This window comes from Actinotalea soli (genome assembly GCF_017565425.1).
Classification (GTDB): Bacteria; Actinomycetota; Actinomycetes; order Actinomycetales; family Cellulomonadaceae; genus Actinotalea; species Actinotalea soli.
Genome location: NZ_JAGEMK010000007.1, coordinates 54,828 through 70,756 on the forward strand (window position 1 = coordinate 54,828; position 15,929 = coordinate 70,756).

Below are 15,929 nucleotides of genomic sequence, written 5' to 3' on the forward strand. Positions count from 1 at the left end.
AGTTCCTGGGAGGTCCCGGGCAGATCGGTCTCCACGGCACCGACGACGCCGGCAGCATCGGGCAGGCAGCCAGTCATGGGTGCATCCGGATGTCGAACGAGGACATCACGACGCTCTCCACGCTCCTGCCGCTGGGCACCCCGATCGTCATCTCCTGACCGACGAGCAGCCCTCGCCCCCTCAGGCTCGCAGCCGGTCCGCCAGCCAGGCCGTGGCCGACTCCTGCATGGGCAGGTCGAAGGCGTGGGGACCGTCGGAGAACTCCCCGCGGTAGGCCGCGGGCTCCCCCGCGTCGGCGTAGTAGGCCTCGATCCGGGCGTGGGCGGCCTCAGCCCCCGCGAGGGGAAGCAGGGCGTCCCCTCGGCGGTACTGGACCAGCAGCGGAGCAGGGGCCCTGCAGGCCACGAGGTCGGGCCAGTCCACGTGCCCGGCGAGCGCCGCGGGCATCATCATCCAGGTGTGGCTCACCACGTCCTGGTCGAGCAGCGCGTCGTAGGTGCTCATCATCGCGACCACGACCGCGGCGTCGACCTGGTCCGTGGTCGCGCGCAGCAGCACGACCCGTGCTCCCCCGCCCGAGAGACCTACGGCCCCCAGACGGTCGGCCGTGCCCTCGTCCCCCGCCAGGACGGCGAGGGCGATCCGGTCCTCGCGGGCGACCTGCGCGGCGTAGCTGGTGCCCAGGAGGGTGCAGTACTTCTCGAGCAGGTGCTCGTGGTGCCAGGCGGCGGCGTCGTACAGCGCGACGTCGTCGTGCCCGAGCTCCTGGTCCCGGTCGGCGGCGTCGGGGGGGATCATCCCTCGGGTGCGGTGCGCGAGGTCCTGGAGCAGCGGGGGCATCTCCTCGAGCGGGAACCGGCGGCTCCCCCAGCCCAGCACGTCGTGGACCAGGACGGCGTGCCCGGCCCGTGCGAGGTGGTTCGCCACGGCCCGACCGCCGTAGACCCCCGCGCGCAGGGTCGCGATGCTCGCCGGCACAGGTTCGGGACCGTCGGCGAGCTTCTCGAGGCCGCGCCTCTTGTGCCCGTCGTGGCTGTGCAGGGCGAGGACCCCGGGCAGGGGCTGCGTGACCCCCGCCGGGCGCAGCAGCCAGGCCCGGGTGCGTGGGCCGAACCCGACCGACCAGCTGAGCTCGACGCCGTCCACGCCGTCAGCGGTCCAGCGGGCCCCGGCCTGCAGGTCCGTCGGCTCCTCGTGCAGGGCGCCCGCGGAGCCGGGAACTGCAAGGGCTTCGGCAGCGAGACGGCGCACCACCGCGGCGGGGCGACGCACGGACCGCTCGCGCGACCCCCGGGCGTAGGCGACCCAGTCGCTGAAGACACCCAGGTGGGCGTAGTGCGCAGGCGCGGACGCGTCGTCGGGCACCGCAGGCCTCCTTCGTCCTCGGAGCGGGCCGGCGGACCGAGCCTATCCGCGTCGCCCCAGCAGCCGGGAGAGGCGGTGGCTGGTGGAGGGCTCGTGCTCGGCGGCCGGCTCGGCCCCGGGGTCCGGGAGCTCGTCGTCGAGGGCCGCCACCCGGTCCTCTCCGTCCGCCCTGGGCACCGGGAGCGCCTCGTCGCCGTGGCCGAGGGGTGGGATCCGGCGCAGCAGGTGCTGGGCGACCTCGGCCACCGCCTCGGCGTCCTGGGTGATGACGACCTCCATCATCCCGGGGCCGGCCACGCGACGTGCGGCCATCGACAGTGCCATGTGCTCGGTCATGATCAGCAGGAACGACTCACCCACGAGCGGGTCCCCCGGGGTGACCCGCACCCCCCGCACCCCGGGCACGGGCGCGGGCGGGACGCCGACCCCGAAGGCGACGGTCAGCACCGACATCGCAGCCAGGAGACCCAGGTCCTCGACCTCGGCACCGTCGACCTCCTCCCAGCTCGTGGTGCCGTGCCCGACGAGGACCAGCGGGCGGGCCCCCGAGGAGAGCGCCCGCGCCGCGAACACGTGCGCGAGCCTGCGCACCAGATCGCGGTGCACGAGCCGCTGGCCGCGCGGGGCGACCAGGTCGAACGGGGAGCGCCCGGCCGGGACCTCGGCGCCCGGGCCGCTCCCGAGGGGCACCACGTCTCGCGGCACCGGGTAGTGCTCGGCGAGGGGGCCGGGCCGTCCGAGGTGGTGCCCCTGGCCGAAGCGCGCCCCGAGGGCGAGGGCGAGGCGGACGTCCTCCTCGCTCTCGATCCCCTTGACGACGAGGGTGGCGCCGGCGTCCTCGACATGGCGGAGCACGGTCGCGACCACGCCCGGGGCGGCGTCGCTCTCCCCGTCGAGCATCCGGATGTCGAGCTTGACCACGTCGGCGTGCACCAGGGGCAGGACCGCGAGGCAGCCGAGGCTCGACCCGACGTCGTCGACCGAGATGCCCCAGCCCATCTCCCGTGCCCGGTCCACCGAGTCGAGCAGCCCGGCAGGGTCGCTCGCGAGCCCGGCGTCGTCGAACTCGACGAAGACGCGGAGCTGAGACTCGGCGTGGCTGACGACCGCCAGCAGGTCCGCCGGGCAGCCGCGGGTGAGCGAGGCCATCTCGACGTTGATGAACAGGGACATGCTCGGCGGCGCGTCGGCCTCGAGGAAGCCCTGGAAGGCTGCCGCTCGGCAGGCCCAGTCGAGCTCGGTGACGCGCCCTGCGCGGGCGGCGTGGGCGAACAGGGCGGCCGGGCTCTCGAGGGGCCCCACGGGACCCCGGGCGAGGGCCTCGACCCCGACCTGCTCGCGGGTCGTGAGCTCGACCAGCGGTTGGTAGACCACCTGGACGGATCGCGCGTCGAGGAGTGCGGCGAAGGCGGCGGCCTCCGCGGTGTCGAGCTCTTCCGTCGTCCCCGACGCGGTCACGGTGCCTCCCCCAGGTGGTGCGCACGACCGCGGGGATACGCATCCTCGCGGTCCAGTCACCCCTGACATCGGCCGTCGGACCGAGGGGATGAGCACACCCCGCCAGCATCTCGCCCCCCGCGCGGGCGGTCAGGCCCCACGACCTCAGACCGTCGACCGGTGAGCGGTCAGTCCCCGACCGCGAGACGGAGCCGGTCACCAGGGCGGAGCTGGGCCAGCAGGTCCAGGTCCGCCCCCGCGACCACCGCCACCACGGGGTACCCGCCGGTCACCGGGTGGTCGGCGAGGAGGATCACAGGCTGCCCCGAGGGTGGGACCTGGACCGCGCCGTGGACGACCCCCTCGCTCGCGAGCTCGTCGTGGCGGCTGCGCTCGAGCGGCTCGCCCTCGAGGCGCAGCCCGATGCGGTTGGGCGGGCCGGTCACGGTCCACGTCGTGCTGGGCAGCCGGGCGCGGGCGTCCGGGGTCAACCAGTCCGCTCGCGGACCGGGGCGCGCCCGCACGGTCAGCACCGCGCCCTCTCCACCGGCCACGCCCGGACCGTCGGTCGGGCCGGATCCGGCGGCGTCGGGCTCACCCCACGGGAGCACGGCATCGGTCGCCTCCTCGAGCACCGGGAGATCCAGCCCCGCCGTCAGCGGAGCGGGGCCCAGGCCCGAGAGCTGATCGGTCGACCGGCTGCCGAGCTCGGCCTGCGGGCCGAGGCCGCCACGGGCAGCGACGTAGACCCGCAGGCCGCGCACCGGGACGGCCACCTCGAGCCGTGCGCCGGCAGGCAGGGCGAACGGTGCACCGGTGGGAGCGTCCTCGACACCGCCTGCGCCGTGGTGCACCCGCACGGCGCCGTGGGCCCCCGCGACCGCGAGGACGTGGTCGCCCTCGGCCTCGAGGAGCAGCCCGCCCAGGCTCTCGAGGAGGGCCGCCGACCGCGGGTTGCCCACGGCGCGGTTGACCTGCCGGGCCGCACCCCGGTCCAGGGCCCCCGAGGGCGAGACGCCGAGGGCCAGGTGGTCGGCGCGGCCGAGGTCCTGGACGAGGGTCGCCGGCCCCGGGTCGAGCACGCGCAGGCACCGTCGCGCCTGGACCTGGCCCCCCGGTGGCTCGCTCCCGCGGGCGAGGACGAGCTCGCGGACCGCCGTGAAGCGCACCCGGGTCCCCGGGACCAGCAGGGCGGGGTCCTGCCGCTCGACGTCCCAGACCGAGGCGCCGGTGCGGCCGACCAGCTGCCAGCCGCCGGGCGACCGGCGCGGGTACACGGCCGAGTAGGGCCCGGCGAGGGCCACCGACCCCGGCGGCACCGCCGTGCGCGGGCTGTCCCGGCGAGGCACCTCGGGCCCGCCGGCCTCCCCGACGAGGTACGCGAAGCCCGGGGCGAAGCCGAGGAAGGCCGCGGTCCAGACCTGCTCGCCGTGGGCCGCCACGACGGCCTCGGGAGACCACCCGAGGAGCTCGGCGACCCGCGGCAGGTCCTCGCCGTCGTACACGACCTCGAGGGTCACCTCACGACCGGGTGGCCGCTGGCCGCGCGGGGCCGGGAGGGTCGCGAGGACCTCGGCCCCGCGGTGCGCGGCAGCCGCGTCGCCCAGGGTGACCATCAGGGTCGACGCCGCGGGCACCAGCTCGCGCTGCCCGACCAGGGGCTCCCGGTCGAGGACCGCCGCCAGGTCGAGGACCTCGGCGAGGTCGCTGCACTCGACGAGCACGGCCCGCTCCCCGAGCCGGTGCACGCGCCGTCGTCCGCCCCGGGGGCCGCGCCCGGTCACAGGAAGCTCGCGACCCGCACCCCGGCCGCAGCGAGCGCGGACCGGACCGCCGTCGCGACCTGCACGGCTCCCGGGGTGTCCCCGTGCACGCACACGCTCTCGACCGCGACCTCCAGGACGCTGCCCTCGACGGCCTCGACGGTGCCCTCGGTCGCGAGGCGCACGACGCGGGCGGCGACCAGCTCGGGGTCGTGCAGCACGGCACCGGGCTCACGGCGGGGCACGAGCGTGCCGTCCGGGGCGTAGGCGCGGTCGGCGAACGCCTCGAGCACCACACGGAGGCCCACGGCCTCGGCCTCCTCGGCCACCACGCTGCCCGGCAGCGCCACCAGCGGGAGGTCGGGCCCGACCTCCCGCACGGCGGTCACCACGGCGCGGGCCTGCTCGCGGTGGGTCACGACCGCGTTGTACAGGGCGCCGTGCGGCTTGACGTAGCGGACCGTCGTCCCCGAGGCGGCGGCCAGGGCCTGGAGGGCGCCCACCTGGTACACCAGGTCGTCGACCAGGTGGTGCACCTCGACGTCGAGGAAGCGGCGCCCGAAGCCGGCGAGGTCGCGGTAGGCGACGTGGGCCCCGACCGCCACGCCCGCCTCGGCGGCAGCCGTGCAGGTGCCACGGATCGTCGTGGGGTCTCCCGCGTGGAAGCCGCACGCGACGTTGGCGCTCGAGACGAGGCGGAGGATCGCGGCGTCGTCGCCCAGGGTCCAGGGACCGAAGGACTCGCCGAGGTCGCTGTTGAGGTCGATCTGCACGACCTCACTCTGGCAGACGCGGGCGGTGCGGCGAGGGGATGCTCCTCGTCGACCGGGGTGCGGCGGGGACCGGTCAGCGGGCCCCGCTGCCCTCAGTCCCAGAAGGGGTGGAGCTCGTCCTCGTCGGCGACGCGCGTGGCGGTGGGCTGGGACTCGTTCATGGCAGCTGGCCTCGAGGGATCGGTGCGGAGCGGGTGGTGCAAGCCTGGCACCGCGGGGACGCGCGTGCCTGGGACCTAGTGCCTGGCGGAGCCGCTCGGCCGAGCCTCAGCGCCCTCGGGCCCGGGCGATCGCCAGGGCCCAGGCGACCAGGGGTCCCTGGAGGGGCAGACGGCCCCAGGCGACCCCGGGGCGTCGGGACCAGTGCTGGGCACCCCGCCGCGAGCGGACGGCCATCGTGACGTTGCCTGGCAGCACCGCCACCAGGAGGGCGGCCGCGGCCCACCCCCCGGCAGCCCGCGAGCGCGGGTGGGCGAGCAGGCCTGCGCAGACGAGCTCGGCGACGCCGCTGCCCAGCACCCACGGGTCGGGGCGGCCGAGCCGGCGCGGGACGAGGCCCCGGAAGACCTCGGGCCGCACGAGGTGCAGCGCCCCGGCACCGCCGAGGAGGGCCGCCAGGGCGAGGGCCGAGCCCGGACCGCTGACGGCCACGAGGACCTCCGGTGCCGTGGCACGCCCCGGGTCGCCGGGCATCACGCGCGACGACCCCACGGCGAGCCCACCGCGGTCACGTCGGTCCCCGCACGCAGCACCCGCAGCGGGCGCAGCGCGGCGTCCGTCACGAGGACGTCGGCGCGCCGTCCCTCGGCCAGCGCGCCGATGTCCTCCCGCCCGAGCACCTGGGCCGGGACCGTCGCCGCCATGGTGACCGCGTCGAGGAGGTCGACCCCGCCCGCGACGGTGGTCCGCACGACGTCGAGGAGGTGCGCGGTGCCCCCCGCGAGCGCGCCGGGCACTGCGCCGGCGAGCCGTGCGGCGCCGTCCGCGACCACGACCTCCTGCGAGCCGAGGCGGTAGCTGCCGTCGGGCATGCCGGCCGCGGCCATCGCGTCGGTCACGAGGACCAGGGATCGGGGCCCGACGAGCTCCCACACCTCGCGGACCACGGCCGGGTCCAGGTGCACGCCGTCGCCGATGAGCTCCAGGACGAGCTCACCTCGTCGGGCTGCGGCGAGCAGCTCCCCGATCGGCCCCACCTCCCGGTGGTGCCAGGGACGCATGCCGTTGAACAGGTGGGTCGCGGTGGCACGTGCGGACCGGACCGGACCGACCCCGCCGCCCTCGGCGTCCTCGGGGCTGGACACCTGCCCCACCTCGCCGGTGCGGAGCAGCTCGACCGAGAGCTCGAGGGCCGCACGCGTCGCCTCGGGCCCGGCGTCCGTGTGGCCCCAGGAGGGCAGGGCACCGCCGCGCACGAGCCTGGCGGCCACGCCGTCCGTGCCCTGGGTGCCGGGGAGCTCGGGGGCCAGCGTCATGGTGACGAGGTGACCGCGGCCGAGGGCGAGCAGCTCGGAGGTCAGGTCGGGGTCGGGGGCGAGGATGAGGCCGGGGTCCTGCGCACCGCACCGCACCGTGGACAGGAACGGCCCCTCGAGGTGGATGCCCCCGATCTCTCCGGCCTCGGCCACGTGAGCCAGCAGGGCGACACGGGAGCGGAGCACCTCGGGGCTCGCGGTGACCAAGGAGGCGACCACCGTCGTCGTGCCGTGGCGCCGGTGCTCGTCGACGGCGACCTGCACCTCGGCCGCCGTCCTCGCGTCCGGGAAGGAGGCCCCTCCCCCGCCGTGGCAGTGCAGGTCGACCAGGCCGGGCAGCACGTAGCCGTCGGTGACGGGTGCCTCCTCGACCAGGTCGCCGAGACCTGCCGCCCGCGCACCGAGAGCCTCGCCGACCCAGCGGATGCGGCCCCCGTCGACCGCGACGACCCCGTCGGGGATCAGGCCGGTGGGGGTCACCACCCGTCCGCGCAGCAGGGTGGTCACCCAGGGCCTCCTCGAGCTCGTGGGCACGAGGCCGAGAGCGACTCGTGCCCGATCAGCCTAGTGCGGAGGCCCGCGGCAGGGCATGATCGGTGTGCTGTCGGTCACACGGCTGTGACAGCCGTCGGCCGACCGGTGTGGCAACTGGGTGAACGCCCCCCTCAAACAGGGACAGGTCGGACATACTGGCGCGACCTGCCCCTGACGATCATGGGGCCGAAACCCTCGGAGGACTGCTGTGCGAGACCTGGCCCCAGAGATCCATCGTCAGCGCCTCGTCGTGGAGGGACTGTGCCGTGAGCCGATCAGCGCCGCCTCGATCTCCGCCTACCTCTCGCAGCTGTCGAAGTCCATCGACATGGTCGAGCTCACCGAACCGGTGACCCACCAGTCCCCCCTGTACGGGTGGGCCGGCTGGATCCACTGGGAGACCTCGGGGGCCCACTTCTACGCCTGGGACCAGCCCCGGCTGTTCTTCAGCGTCGACATCTACGCCTGCAAGCCCTTCGTGGCCGAGGCTGCGGTCGAGCTCACCCGTGAGTGGTTCGACGCCACCGAGGTCGTCTACAAGGAGTTCTGATGAGCGCCGTCCCGTACTCCATGCACTTCGCCCCCGAGGGCGATCTGCTCGAGTCTGCTCGCGAGTGCGAGGCCGAGGTCTTCCTGCGCTGGTACGGCAACACGCGCGAGCAGCTCGCCGAGGAGTACGGCCCCTACGACGACGCCTCGGCCTTCCTCGCGATCGCGGACCGGGCGGGCGAGGTGGTCGGGGCCGTGCGGCTGCTCGCCCCCGGGGGGCGAGCGGGGCTCAAGACCCTGACCGACGTCGCGGCCCCGCCCTGGTCGGTACCCGGCGCGAGGGTCGCGGCCGCGGCCGGCCTCGACCTCGGCTCGACCTGGGAGATCGCGACCCTCGGGGTGCGGCGTCAGGACCGGGCCGACGGGCTGCGCCTGTCCCTGGCGCTGTACCACGGCCTCATCGCGGTGTGCCGGGCCAACGGGATGACCTCGTTCGTGGCCGTGCTCGACGAGCGCGTCCGACGCCTGCTGCACTCGGTCGGCCTGCTCACGCAGGTGCTGCCGGGGACCTCGACGGCGCCCTACCTGGGCTCCGCGGCGAGCACCCCGGTCTTCGCACGGTGCGTCCCGGTGCTCGACAACCAGCGCCAGCAGTTCCCCGACGCCTACCGCCTGGTGACGCTGGGGGTCGGGCTCGACGGCATCACCGTCCCGCCGGCTGAGGCGTTCCGCCTGCACGACGGCCTGCGCGCCCCCGACGACCTGTCGAGCACCACGCTGGCCGCCGTCCCCTCCGACCTGGCTCTCCTGACCGGTCGCGCGTAGGCCTGCTGACCGGACCTGCTAGCCCTGCTGACCGAACGCGTCGAGGGAGATCGTCGTCGTCCCCGGGCTGCCGAAGCGCTCGGCCTGACGCCGTCGCACCCACGGCGCGACCTCCGAGGCCGGCATGGGCCGGGCGACGTGGAAGCCCTGGAGGACGTCGACCCCCATGGGCAGCAGCTCGGCCGCGGCCGCCTGGTCCTCGACGCCCTCGGCGACCAGGCGCAGCCCGAAGGCGCGGGCCATCTGGGCCGTGGTCTGCACGATCATGCGGCTGCGCTCGTCGGTGGCCACCGGGGTGATGAAGGAGCGGTCCATCTTGATCTCCTGGACGGGCAGGTCCCGCAGGTAGGACAACGACGAGAACCCGGTCCCGTAGTCGTCGATCGCCACCTGCACCCCGTGGCGCCGTAGCTCGAGCAGGGCCTCGCGCGCGCGCTCCGGCTCGGCCAGGAACGAGTCCTCGGTGACCTCGACCATGAGTCGGTCGGCGGGGAAGGTGGCGTCGTCGAGGGCCGAGATGAGCTGGGGCAGGATGCGTCCGCCGACCAGCTCGGGCGGGGCCCAGTTCATCGCGACCCGGAAGGTGAAGCCGGCCTCGGCCCACCGGCGGGTGTCGGCGAGCACCCGGCGCAGGACCACCTCGGTGACCTCGGCCATCAGGCCCGAGGCACGGGCGTCGGCGAGGAAGGCCACCGGGGAGAGCAGGCCCTCGGTCGGGTGCCGCCAGCGGACCAGCGCCTCGACGGCGACCACGCCGCCCGTCCGGGCGTCGACCTGCGGCTGGTACCAGACGACGAGCTGACCGGTGGTGACGGCCTGACGGAGAGCCTCGCTGCGGGAGAGCCGGTGCTGGGCCAGCCCGTCGTGCGCGGGGTCGAAGAGCAGGGTGCCCGCCCCGGTCTGCTTGGCCTGGTACATCGCGATGTCGGCCCGGCGCAGGAGCTCGGTCGAGGACTGGTCCTCGGGCTGACGGACGGTGATGCCGACCGAGGCGTCCAGGCTCAGGTCGAGCCCGCGGACGCGCAAGCGGTCCTTGAGGACGGTGCGCAGGCGCTGGGCCGTCTCGTGCAGGGAGAGGACGTCGTCGCTCGGCACCACGAGGGCGAACTCGTCCCCGCCGAGCCGGGCCAGGGTGATGCGGTGGTCGAGGTTGGCACGCATCCGGTGCGCGAGGGTCACGAGGACCTCGTCGCCGACCATGTGCCCGAGGCTGTCGTTGACGTCCTTGAACCCGTCGAGGTCGAGCAGCACGACGCCGATCGACCGCTCCGAACGCAGCCGCGTGTCGACCACGGAGAGCAGGGCGCGTCGGTTGGGCAGTCCCGTGAGCTCGTCGGTCATCGAGAGCCGCATCGCCTCGGCGGCCCCGCGGGCCTCGCGCAGGGCGATCGTCATCCTGGCCCCGACCCCCACGAGGGTGACCAGGGCGGGGATCTTGACCGACCAGCCGACCAGCCCTGGCGGGTCGACCATGAGCATCACGAGGGCCAGGCCGGCCGCGGAGGCGAGCAGGACGGCGCTGCGGATCCCGTCGTCCTCGGGGGCCACCACGCTCACCCGACGTTCGCAGGCGCCGGCGACGACGAGGGCGAAGCTCGCGCCCCAGAGGGCGGCGAGGACCAGGCTCGTCGAGTAGGTCCCGTCGTCGTGCCCGAGCAGGAAGGTGCTGTCCGCGACGGCGAGCCCCAGGAACCCGAGGAGGAGCGCGACCGAGGCGAGCGAGGGCTCCCGGTGCCGGACGAGCACCTGCGCGAGCACGACGCCGAACATCACGACGTTGATCAGCGGGTAGGCGACGGCCAGCAGCAGCGCGACCCCGCCCGACCCGAAGGTCGTCGTCAGCGGCATCAGCAGCGGGAAGGCGGCGAGGCAGACCGCGGCCCCGCACACGACCAGGGCCTCGAGCCACACGGCACCGGTCAGCGGAGACCGCCTCGGCCGGTCGACGAGGAGGAAGGCGGCCATCGCGAGGTAGGAGGCGAAGCAGAGGAACTCGCCCGGGGCCGGGAAGGTGACCGCGGTGACCGTCTGGCCCAGGGAGACGCTCGCCGAGCCGACGGCCCAGACGGCGACCGCGCCGGCCAGGAACAGCAGCGGGACCCGCCGCGCGGGACGCAGCGCGGCCACGACGAGCAGGCGGACGACGAGGGTCGTGAAGAACACGCCGAGGGTCACGACCAGGGTGATCCGCACCGGGGTGCTGCCCGAGTCCCCCGGCACGAGGGCGGCGGTCCCGGCACCCAGGGCCAGGACCAGCCACGGCGCCCAGGCCAGGGCGCGGTCGGCGCGCGCGAGAGCAGGCGACGCGGCGTCGGCTCGCGCTGCAGCCATGGTGACCCTCGCTCTCTCGACCTACCGCCGCGCGCACCGCGGACGGAGCACGTCCCTGACATGCCCCCCACAGGTCAATCGGCGCGAATTGTCCGAACTTGAGGCCCGGTGTTCGCCTGTCTCAGGGTGGACCCCTCGGCCGTGATGCGCGCGCCGACCCGCGGGGGCGAGGCAGGGCGCGCACCGTGCAGCATCACCGGTGCCGTTCCCCTGGGCCGACGTACTCGCTCAGCGGGCGGATCAGGGCGTTGTCGGCGCGCTGCTCGAGGACATGAGCGGTCCAGCCCATGATGCGGCTCACCGCGAACAGCGGGGTGAACGTCTCGGTCTCGAAGCCCATGAGGTGGTACGCGGGGCCGGCCGGGTAGTCGAGGTTGGGCAGGATGCCGGTGCGCGCGGTCATCCCCCGCTCGAGGGCCTCGTACCGTTCGAGGAGGTCCTGCCTGCCGGTGTGCTCGACCAGCCGGTCGAGGGCCTCGCGCATCGTGGGCACCCGGGAGTCGCCGTGCTTGTACACACGGTGCCCGAAGCCCATGATCTTGCGGCGCTCGCCCAGGGCCCGCTCGAGCCACTCCTCGGTGCCCGCCGCGGACCCGATCTCGGCGAGGGTCTCCATGACGGCCTCGTTGGCGCCCCCGTGCAGCGGGCCCTTGAGGGCACCGATCGCGGCGACCACGGACGAGTACAGGTCGGACAGGGTCGAGGTGACCACGCGGGCCGTGAAGGTCGAGGCGTTGAACGAGTGCTCGGCGTACAGCACCATCGAGACCTGGAAGGCGTCGTGCACGACCGGATCGGGCGCCTCGCCGAAGGTCATCCACAGCAGGTTGGCCGCGTGGTCCAGGTCGTCCCGCGGCGGCACCGGGCCCAGCCCCAGCCGCCGGCGGCGGTCCCGCGCGACGACGGTGGGCAGCTGGGCGAACAGCCGCACCGACCGCGCGAGGTCCGCCTCGGCCGAGGAGTCGCGACCTGCGTCCTCGCTGCCGATCACGCTGACGGCGGTCCGCAGCACGTCCATGGGATGGGCCGAGCGGGGCAGGGCGTCGACCGTGGCCTCGACCAGAGGCGAGAGGAACCTCTCGGACCGTTCGAGGTGGGCGAGGCCCTCGAGCTCAGCGGGGTCGGGCAGCTCACCGTGCCAGAGCAGCCACGCGACCTCCTCGACCGCGCAGTCGCGGGCGAGCTCCTGGACGGGGTAGCCGCGGTAGAGCAGCGAGTTCGACGCGGGGTCCACGTGGGAGACGGCCGTGGTGTCCACGACGACCCCGGCGAGGCCGCGGGCCACCCGGTGCTCACCCGCGGCGGGCCTCGGCTCGGTCGGTGTGCTGGTCATGTGCGCTCCTTCGCGTCCATGTCGCTGTGCGTCGGTGGGGCAGGTCAGGGCCGGGTCATCCGCCGTACCCGGTCGAGGTGAAGACGGTCGAGTCGAAGCGCTCGTAGCCCGCGTAGTCGAGGAGCTCGTACAACCGCGCGCGGGTCTGCATCTGCGGGACCAGCGGCTCGAGGGTGCCCCGCTCGGCGAGAAGGTCGAGGGCGTCCTCGGCGGCACCCATCGCGAGGCGGAGCAGCGAGACGGGGTGGATGACGACGTCCACGCCGACCTCCGCGAGCCGGGCGTGGGTCACGAGCTCGGTCCGGCCGAACTCGGTCATGTTGGCCAGGAGGGGCACGTCCACCGCGCGGCGGACCGCCTCGAGCTCGTGCAGGTCGGTCAGCGCCTCGGGGAACACCGCGTCGGCTCCGGCGTCGACCAGGGCACGCAGCCGGTCCAGGGTCGCGTCGAGACCCTCGACGGCGCGGACGTCGGTCCGGGCCATGATCAGGAGGTCGGGGTCCCGGCGCGCGTCGACCGCGGCCCGGACCCGGCGCAGGGCCGTGGGGAGGTCGACCACGGCCTTGCCGTCGAGGTGCCCGCACCGCTTGGGGTTGACCTGGTCCTCGACGTGGAGGCCGGCGACGCCGGCGTCCTCGAGCACCTGGACGGTGCGGGCCATGCTCATGGGTTCGCCGAAGCCGGTGTCGGCGTCGACCAGGACGGGGAGGTCGGTCACCCGGGCGACCTGCTGGGCACGGTGCGCGACCTCGGTGAGGGTGGTCAGCCCGACGTCGGGCAGGCCGAGGTCCGCGGCGACCACCGCCCCCGAGAGATACACCCCGCCCATGCCCTTGTCCTGGATGAGCCGGGCGGAGAGCGGGTTGAAGGCCCCCGGCATGACGAGCAGCTCGTCGGCGGCGAGGCGGGCGCGCAGGTCGGCCCGCTTGGCCGCGGGGGTCCTGGTCGAGTGGAGCATCAGAAGATCCCTCGGGTCGGGGCCACCGCGGCGAGGAGGTCGGGCGGGGCGGTGACGGTGAGCGCGCCGAGCTCCTCGGGGCCCAGCCCGGGCAGGCGCTGGGCGACCTCGAGGAAACGCTCGGCCTCGGCCTCCTCGAGGACCCCGGCGGCCAGCGTGCGGAACTTCCCGAGGTACTGCTCCCGCGCGAACGGCCGCGCACCGAGCGGGTGCGCGTCGGCCACGGCGATCTCCTCGACGAGGCGACGGCCGTCGGTGAAGGTCACCTCGACCCGGCCGCCGAAGGCCTTCTCGGCCGGGTCGGTCGCGTGGTAGCGGCGGGTCCAGGCGGGGTCCTCGGTCGTGGTGACCTTCTGCCACAGCGCGACCGTGTCGGGCCGGGACGCGCGCTCGGGGGCGTAGGAGTCCACGTGGTGCCACGCACCGTCCTGGAGGGCCACCGCCACGATGTACGGGATCGAGTGGTCGAGGGTCTCGCGGGACGCGTGCGGGTCGTACTTCTGCGGGTCGTTCGCCCCCGAGCCGATGACGTGGTGGGTGTGGTGGCTCGTGCGGATCACGATCTGCTCGACCCGCTCGGGGTCGGCCACCTCGGGGTGCTCGCGGTGCAGCCGCCGGGCGAGGTCGATGAGGGCCTGGGACTGGTACTCGGCCGAGTGCTCCTTGGTGTAGGTGTCGAGGATCGCCCGCTTGGGCTCTCCCGGTGCCGGCAGGGGGACCTCGTAGCGCGACCCGGGCCCGTCGAGCAGCCACGCCAGGACCCCGTCCTCCCCCTCGTAGATCGGTGTCGGCGAGGTCTGGCCGCGCATGGCGCGGTCGACCGCCTCGATCGCGACCTTGGCGGCGAAGGCCGGGGCGTAGGCCTTCCAGGTCGAGATCTCCCCCTTGCGGGACTGCCGCGTCGCGGTCGTCGTGTGCAGGGCCTGACCCACCGCGTGGAAGGTGGTCACGGGATCGAGGTCCAGGAGGGTGCCCAGGGCCGCAGCCACCGCGGGCCCGAGGTGGGCGACGTGGTCGATCTTGTGCCGGTGCAGGCTGATCGCCCGCACCAGGTCCACCTGGACCTCGTAGCCCGTGGCCACCGCCCGCACGAGCTCGGTCCCGCCGACCCGCCGCCCGCCGGGCAGCGGCCGCCCGAGCAGGTGCTGGGCCACCGCGAGCACGGGGGCGATCGTGTCCCCCGGGTGGGAGTAGTCCGCGGCGAGGAAGGTGTCGTGGAAGTCGAGCTCGCGCACGGCCGTGCCGTTGGCCCAGGCCGCCCACTCGGGGCTCACCCGACGCACACCCTCCAGCCCGACGACGGTCGCCCCCGGCGCGCTCGGGTGCGCGAGGGCCTGGTCACGGGCTGCCGCGACGGGAGCCCGCGTCAGGGCGGCCGTGGCCACGGCCATGTTGTCGATCAGCCGGTTGACGACCATCTCTTCCACGGCCGGCTCGACCGCGACCGGGTCGGCCGCGACCTCGGCGATCCGCCAGGCGAGCTGCTGCTCGCGCGGCAGGCCGTCGGCGCTGGGGTGCACACGCAGGTGGTGGGTGATCACGAGGCTCCTTCGAGGTGGCTGGCGTCGAGAGCGTGGGCACGCAGGGTCACGAGGGCCGTGTCGAGGCTCGCGCGGAGGTGGACCGCCGTCGCCTGCGCAGCGAGGGTCTCGTCGCCGTCGGCGATGGCGGTGGCGATCAGACGGTGCTCGTCCGCGGCGCGCACCAGCCGGGCGGCGTCGCCGTGGGCCAGACGTCTGATCCGCGCCACGTGGGGGCGCAGCCCGGCGAGGGCTCGACGCAGGTGCGGACTGCCCATCGCCTCGTCGACCGCCACGTCGAGCTCGGCGACCACCGCGTAGTAGGCGGTGCGGGCGGGGTCGTGGTCGACCAGCAGGGCCGGTGCGGCGGCGAAGCGCTCCGCGAGCGCGGTGAAGACCTCGGACGAGCCGCGCCGGGCCGCGAGCCGTGCGGCCTGGGTCTCGAGGGCCTCACGGAGCTCGACCAGGTGCCGGACGTCGGCCGCGTCGAGGCCCGAGACGACGAGGGTGCGCCCCCGCGGCATGGCGAGCCCGTCGGCGACGAGCCGCGCGAGGGCCTCGCGCAGGGGGGTCCGCGAGACGCCGTGCCGTGCGGCCTGCTCGACCTCGCTGAGCTCTGTCCCCGGTGCAAGCTCCCAGGCGACGATCTCGGCCCGCAGGGCCTGGTAGACGCGGTCACTGGCACGCATGGCGCGACGATACGCCCCGTCAGGCGTTCTGTATACAGAGCATCGCTCAACCCCCGCTTCAGGCGGCACCTGAAGGCTTCCTGCATACAGAGGCCCGAGCGAGTCGGAAATCTCGTCCTCAGCTATGACTCAGAACGGCATGTCCATGGACTGCGGTCACACCGATACGGGAAGATCAGTCAAGGCCGCGCCCCTGCCGGCCGATGACACTCATGAACGGCGAGCGCACTCGTCACCACCCACCCGGGGTGGCCGTCGGGGGGCAGGGGCGGCCACGGCCGCGAGGTGCCGATCACCTGACGAGGAGCTCGACATGGACAAGTGGCGCATCCTGCAGAACAGCACCGTCGTGCGCGTGAGCGCGAGCGCGGCCACCCTGGTGGCCGCCGCGGCGCTCGTCGGCGCAGGGCACAAGTGGTAGATGTGCAGCCGCGGAG

At 74.7% G+C, this 15,929-nt stretch carries 14 protein-coding genes; 3 read left to right on the forward strand and 11 right to left on the reverse strand.

The window, feature by feature from the left end:
• Positions 1-56 precede the first annotated feature (56 nt).
• Positions 57-158, forward strand: coding sequence for a L,D-transpeptidase (locus tag J4G33_RS12770; RefSeq protein ID WP_307793899.1), 102 nt, complete (start codon positions 57-59; stop codon positions 156-158).
• 22 nt (positions 159-180) lie between these two features.
• On the opposite strand, the gene J4G33_RS12775 is transcribed toward J4G33_RS12770, so the two are convergent.
• From J4G33_RS12775 to J4G33_RS12800, 6 genes are all read right to left on the reverse strand, one after another.
• A complete protein-coding gene (locus tag J4G33_RS12775; protein WP_208056368.1) occupies positions 181-1,365 on the reverse strand; it encodes a dienelactone hydrolase family protein in 1,185 nt (394 codons plus the stop codon).
• Positions 1,366-1,407: 42 nt separating this feature from the next.
• The gene (locus J4G33_RS12780; protein WP_208056369.1) at positions 1,408-2,823 is read right to left on the reverse strand and encodes an EAL domain-containing protein; all 1,416 of its coding nucleotides are present in this window, start codon (positions 2,821-2,823) and stop codon (positions 1,408-1,410) included.
• Positions 2,824-2,990: 167 nt separating this feature from the next.
• On the reverse strand, positions 2,991-4,550 hold the full coding sequence (locus tag J4G33_RS17855) for a 5-oxoprolinase subunit B/C family protein (RefSeq protein WP_307793887.1): 1,560 nt from the start codon (positions 4,548-4,550) through the stop codon (positions 2,991-2,993).
• A 32-nt stretch (positions 4,551-4,582) separates the two neighbouring features.
• The gene (locus J4G33_RS12790; RefSeq protein WP_208056371.1) at positions 4,583-5,338 is read right to left on the reverse strand and encodes a LamB/YcsF family protein; all 756 of its coding nucleotides are present in this window, start codon (positions 5,336-5,338) and stop codon (positions 4,583-4,585) included.
• A 267-nt stretch (positions 5,339-5,605) separates the two neighbouring features.
• Positions 5,606-5,989: a DoxX family protein gene (locus J4G33_RS12795; RefSeq protein WP_307793888.1), complete on the reverse strand. Its 384-nt coding sequence runs from the start codon at positions 5,987-5,989 to the stop codon at positions 5,606-5,608.
• Between the two features lie 41 nt (positions 5,990-6,030).
• Positions 6,031-7,320, reverse strand: a complete 1,290-nt coding sequence (locus J4G33_RS12800; RefSeq protein ID WP_307793889.1) for an N-acetylglucosamine-6-phosphate deacetylase — start codon at positions 7,318-7,320, stop codon at positions 6,031-6,033.
• A gap of 235 nt (positions 7,321-7,555) precedes the next feature.
• Between J4G33_RS12800 and J4G33_RS12805 the strand changes: the two genes are divergently transcribed.
• Positions 7,556-7,897, forward strand: a complete 342-nt coding sequence (locus J4G33_RS12805) for an S-adenosylmethionine decarboxylase (protein WP_208056373.1) — start codon at positions 7,556-7,558, stop codon at positions 7,895-7,897.
• A complete protein-coding gene (locus J4G33_RS12810; RefSeq protein ID WP_208056374.1) occupies positions 7,897-8,661 on the forward strand; it encodes a lysophospholipid acyltransferase family protein in 765 nt (254 codons plus the stop codon). The genes J4G33_RS12805 and J4G33_RS12810 overlap by 1 nt, the downstream gene beginning before the upstream one ends.
• Before the next feature lie 18 nt (positions 8,662-8,679).
• Here J4G33_RS12810 and J4G33_RS12815 read toward each other — a convergent pair whose 3' ends face one another.
• The 5 genes from J4G33_RS12815 to J4G33_RS12835 all read right to left on the reverse strand — a co-directional run bounded on the left by J4G33_RS12815 (position 8,680) and on the right by J4G33_RS12835 (position 15,492).
• Positions 8,680-10,992, reverse strand: coding sequence for a putative bifunctional diguanylate cyclase/phosphodiesterase (locus J4G33_RS12815; RefSeq protein ID WP_208056375.1), 2,313 nt, complete (start codon positions 10,990-10,992; stop codon positions 8,680-8,682).
• A 193-nt stretch (positions 10,993-11,185) separates the two neighbouring features.
• The gene (locus tag J4G33_RS12820; protein WP_208056376.1) at positions 11,186-12,325 is read right to left on the reverse strand and encodes a bifunctional 2-methylcitrate synthase/citrate synthase; all 1,140 of its coding nucleotides are present in this window, start codon (positions 12,323-12,325) and stop codon (positions 11,186-11,188) included.
• 55 nt (positions 12,326-12,380) lie between these two features.
• Positions 12,381-13,283: a methylisocitrate lyase gene (prpB, locus tag J4G33_RS12825; protein ID WP_208056377.1), complete on the reverse strand. Its 903-nt coding sequence runs from the start codon at positions 13,281-13,283 to the stop codon at positions 12,381-12,383.
• Positions 13,283-14,824 carry an MmgE/PrpD family protein gene (locus tag J4G33_RS12830; protein WP_208056378.1) on the reverse strand — a complete coding sequence of 514 codons (1,542 nt, stop codon included), beginning with the start codon at positions 14,822-14,824 and terminating at the stop codon, positions 13,283-13,285. The genes prpB and J4G33_RS12830 overlap by 1 nt, the downstream gene beginning before the upstream one ends.
• On the reverse strand, positions 14,821-15,492 hold the full coding sequence (locus tag J4G33_RS12835; RefSeq protein ID WP_208056379.1) for a GntR family transcriptional regulator: 672 nt from the start codon (positions 15,490-15,492) through the stop codon (positions 14,821-14,823). The genes J4G33_RS12830 and J4G33_RS12835 overlap by 4 nt, the downstream gene beginning before the upstream one ends.
• Positions 15,493-15,929 lie beyond the last annotated feature (437 nt).

Coding starts and splice junctions, on each gene's coding strand:
- J4G33_RS12810 (WP_208056374.1), top strand. CDS start 7,897: ATGAGCGCCGTCCCGTACTCCATGCACTTCGCCCCCGAGGGCGATCTG.
- J4G33_RS12835 (WP_208056379.1), bottom strand. CDS start 15,492: ATGCGTGCCAGTGACCGCGTCTACCAGGCCCTGCGGGCCGAGATCGTC.
- prpB (WP_208056377.1), bottom strand. CDS start 13,283: ATGCTCCACTCGACCAGGACCCCCGCGGCCAAGCGGGCCGACCTGCGC.
- J4G33_RS12820 (WP_208056376.1), bottom strand. CDS start 12,325: ATGACCAGCACACCGACCGAGCCGAGGCCCGCCGCGGGTGAGCACCGG.
- J4G33_RS12815 (WP_208056375.1), bottom strand. CDS start 10,992: ATGGCTGCAGCGCGAGCCGACGCCGCGTCGCCTGCTCTCGCGCGCGCC.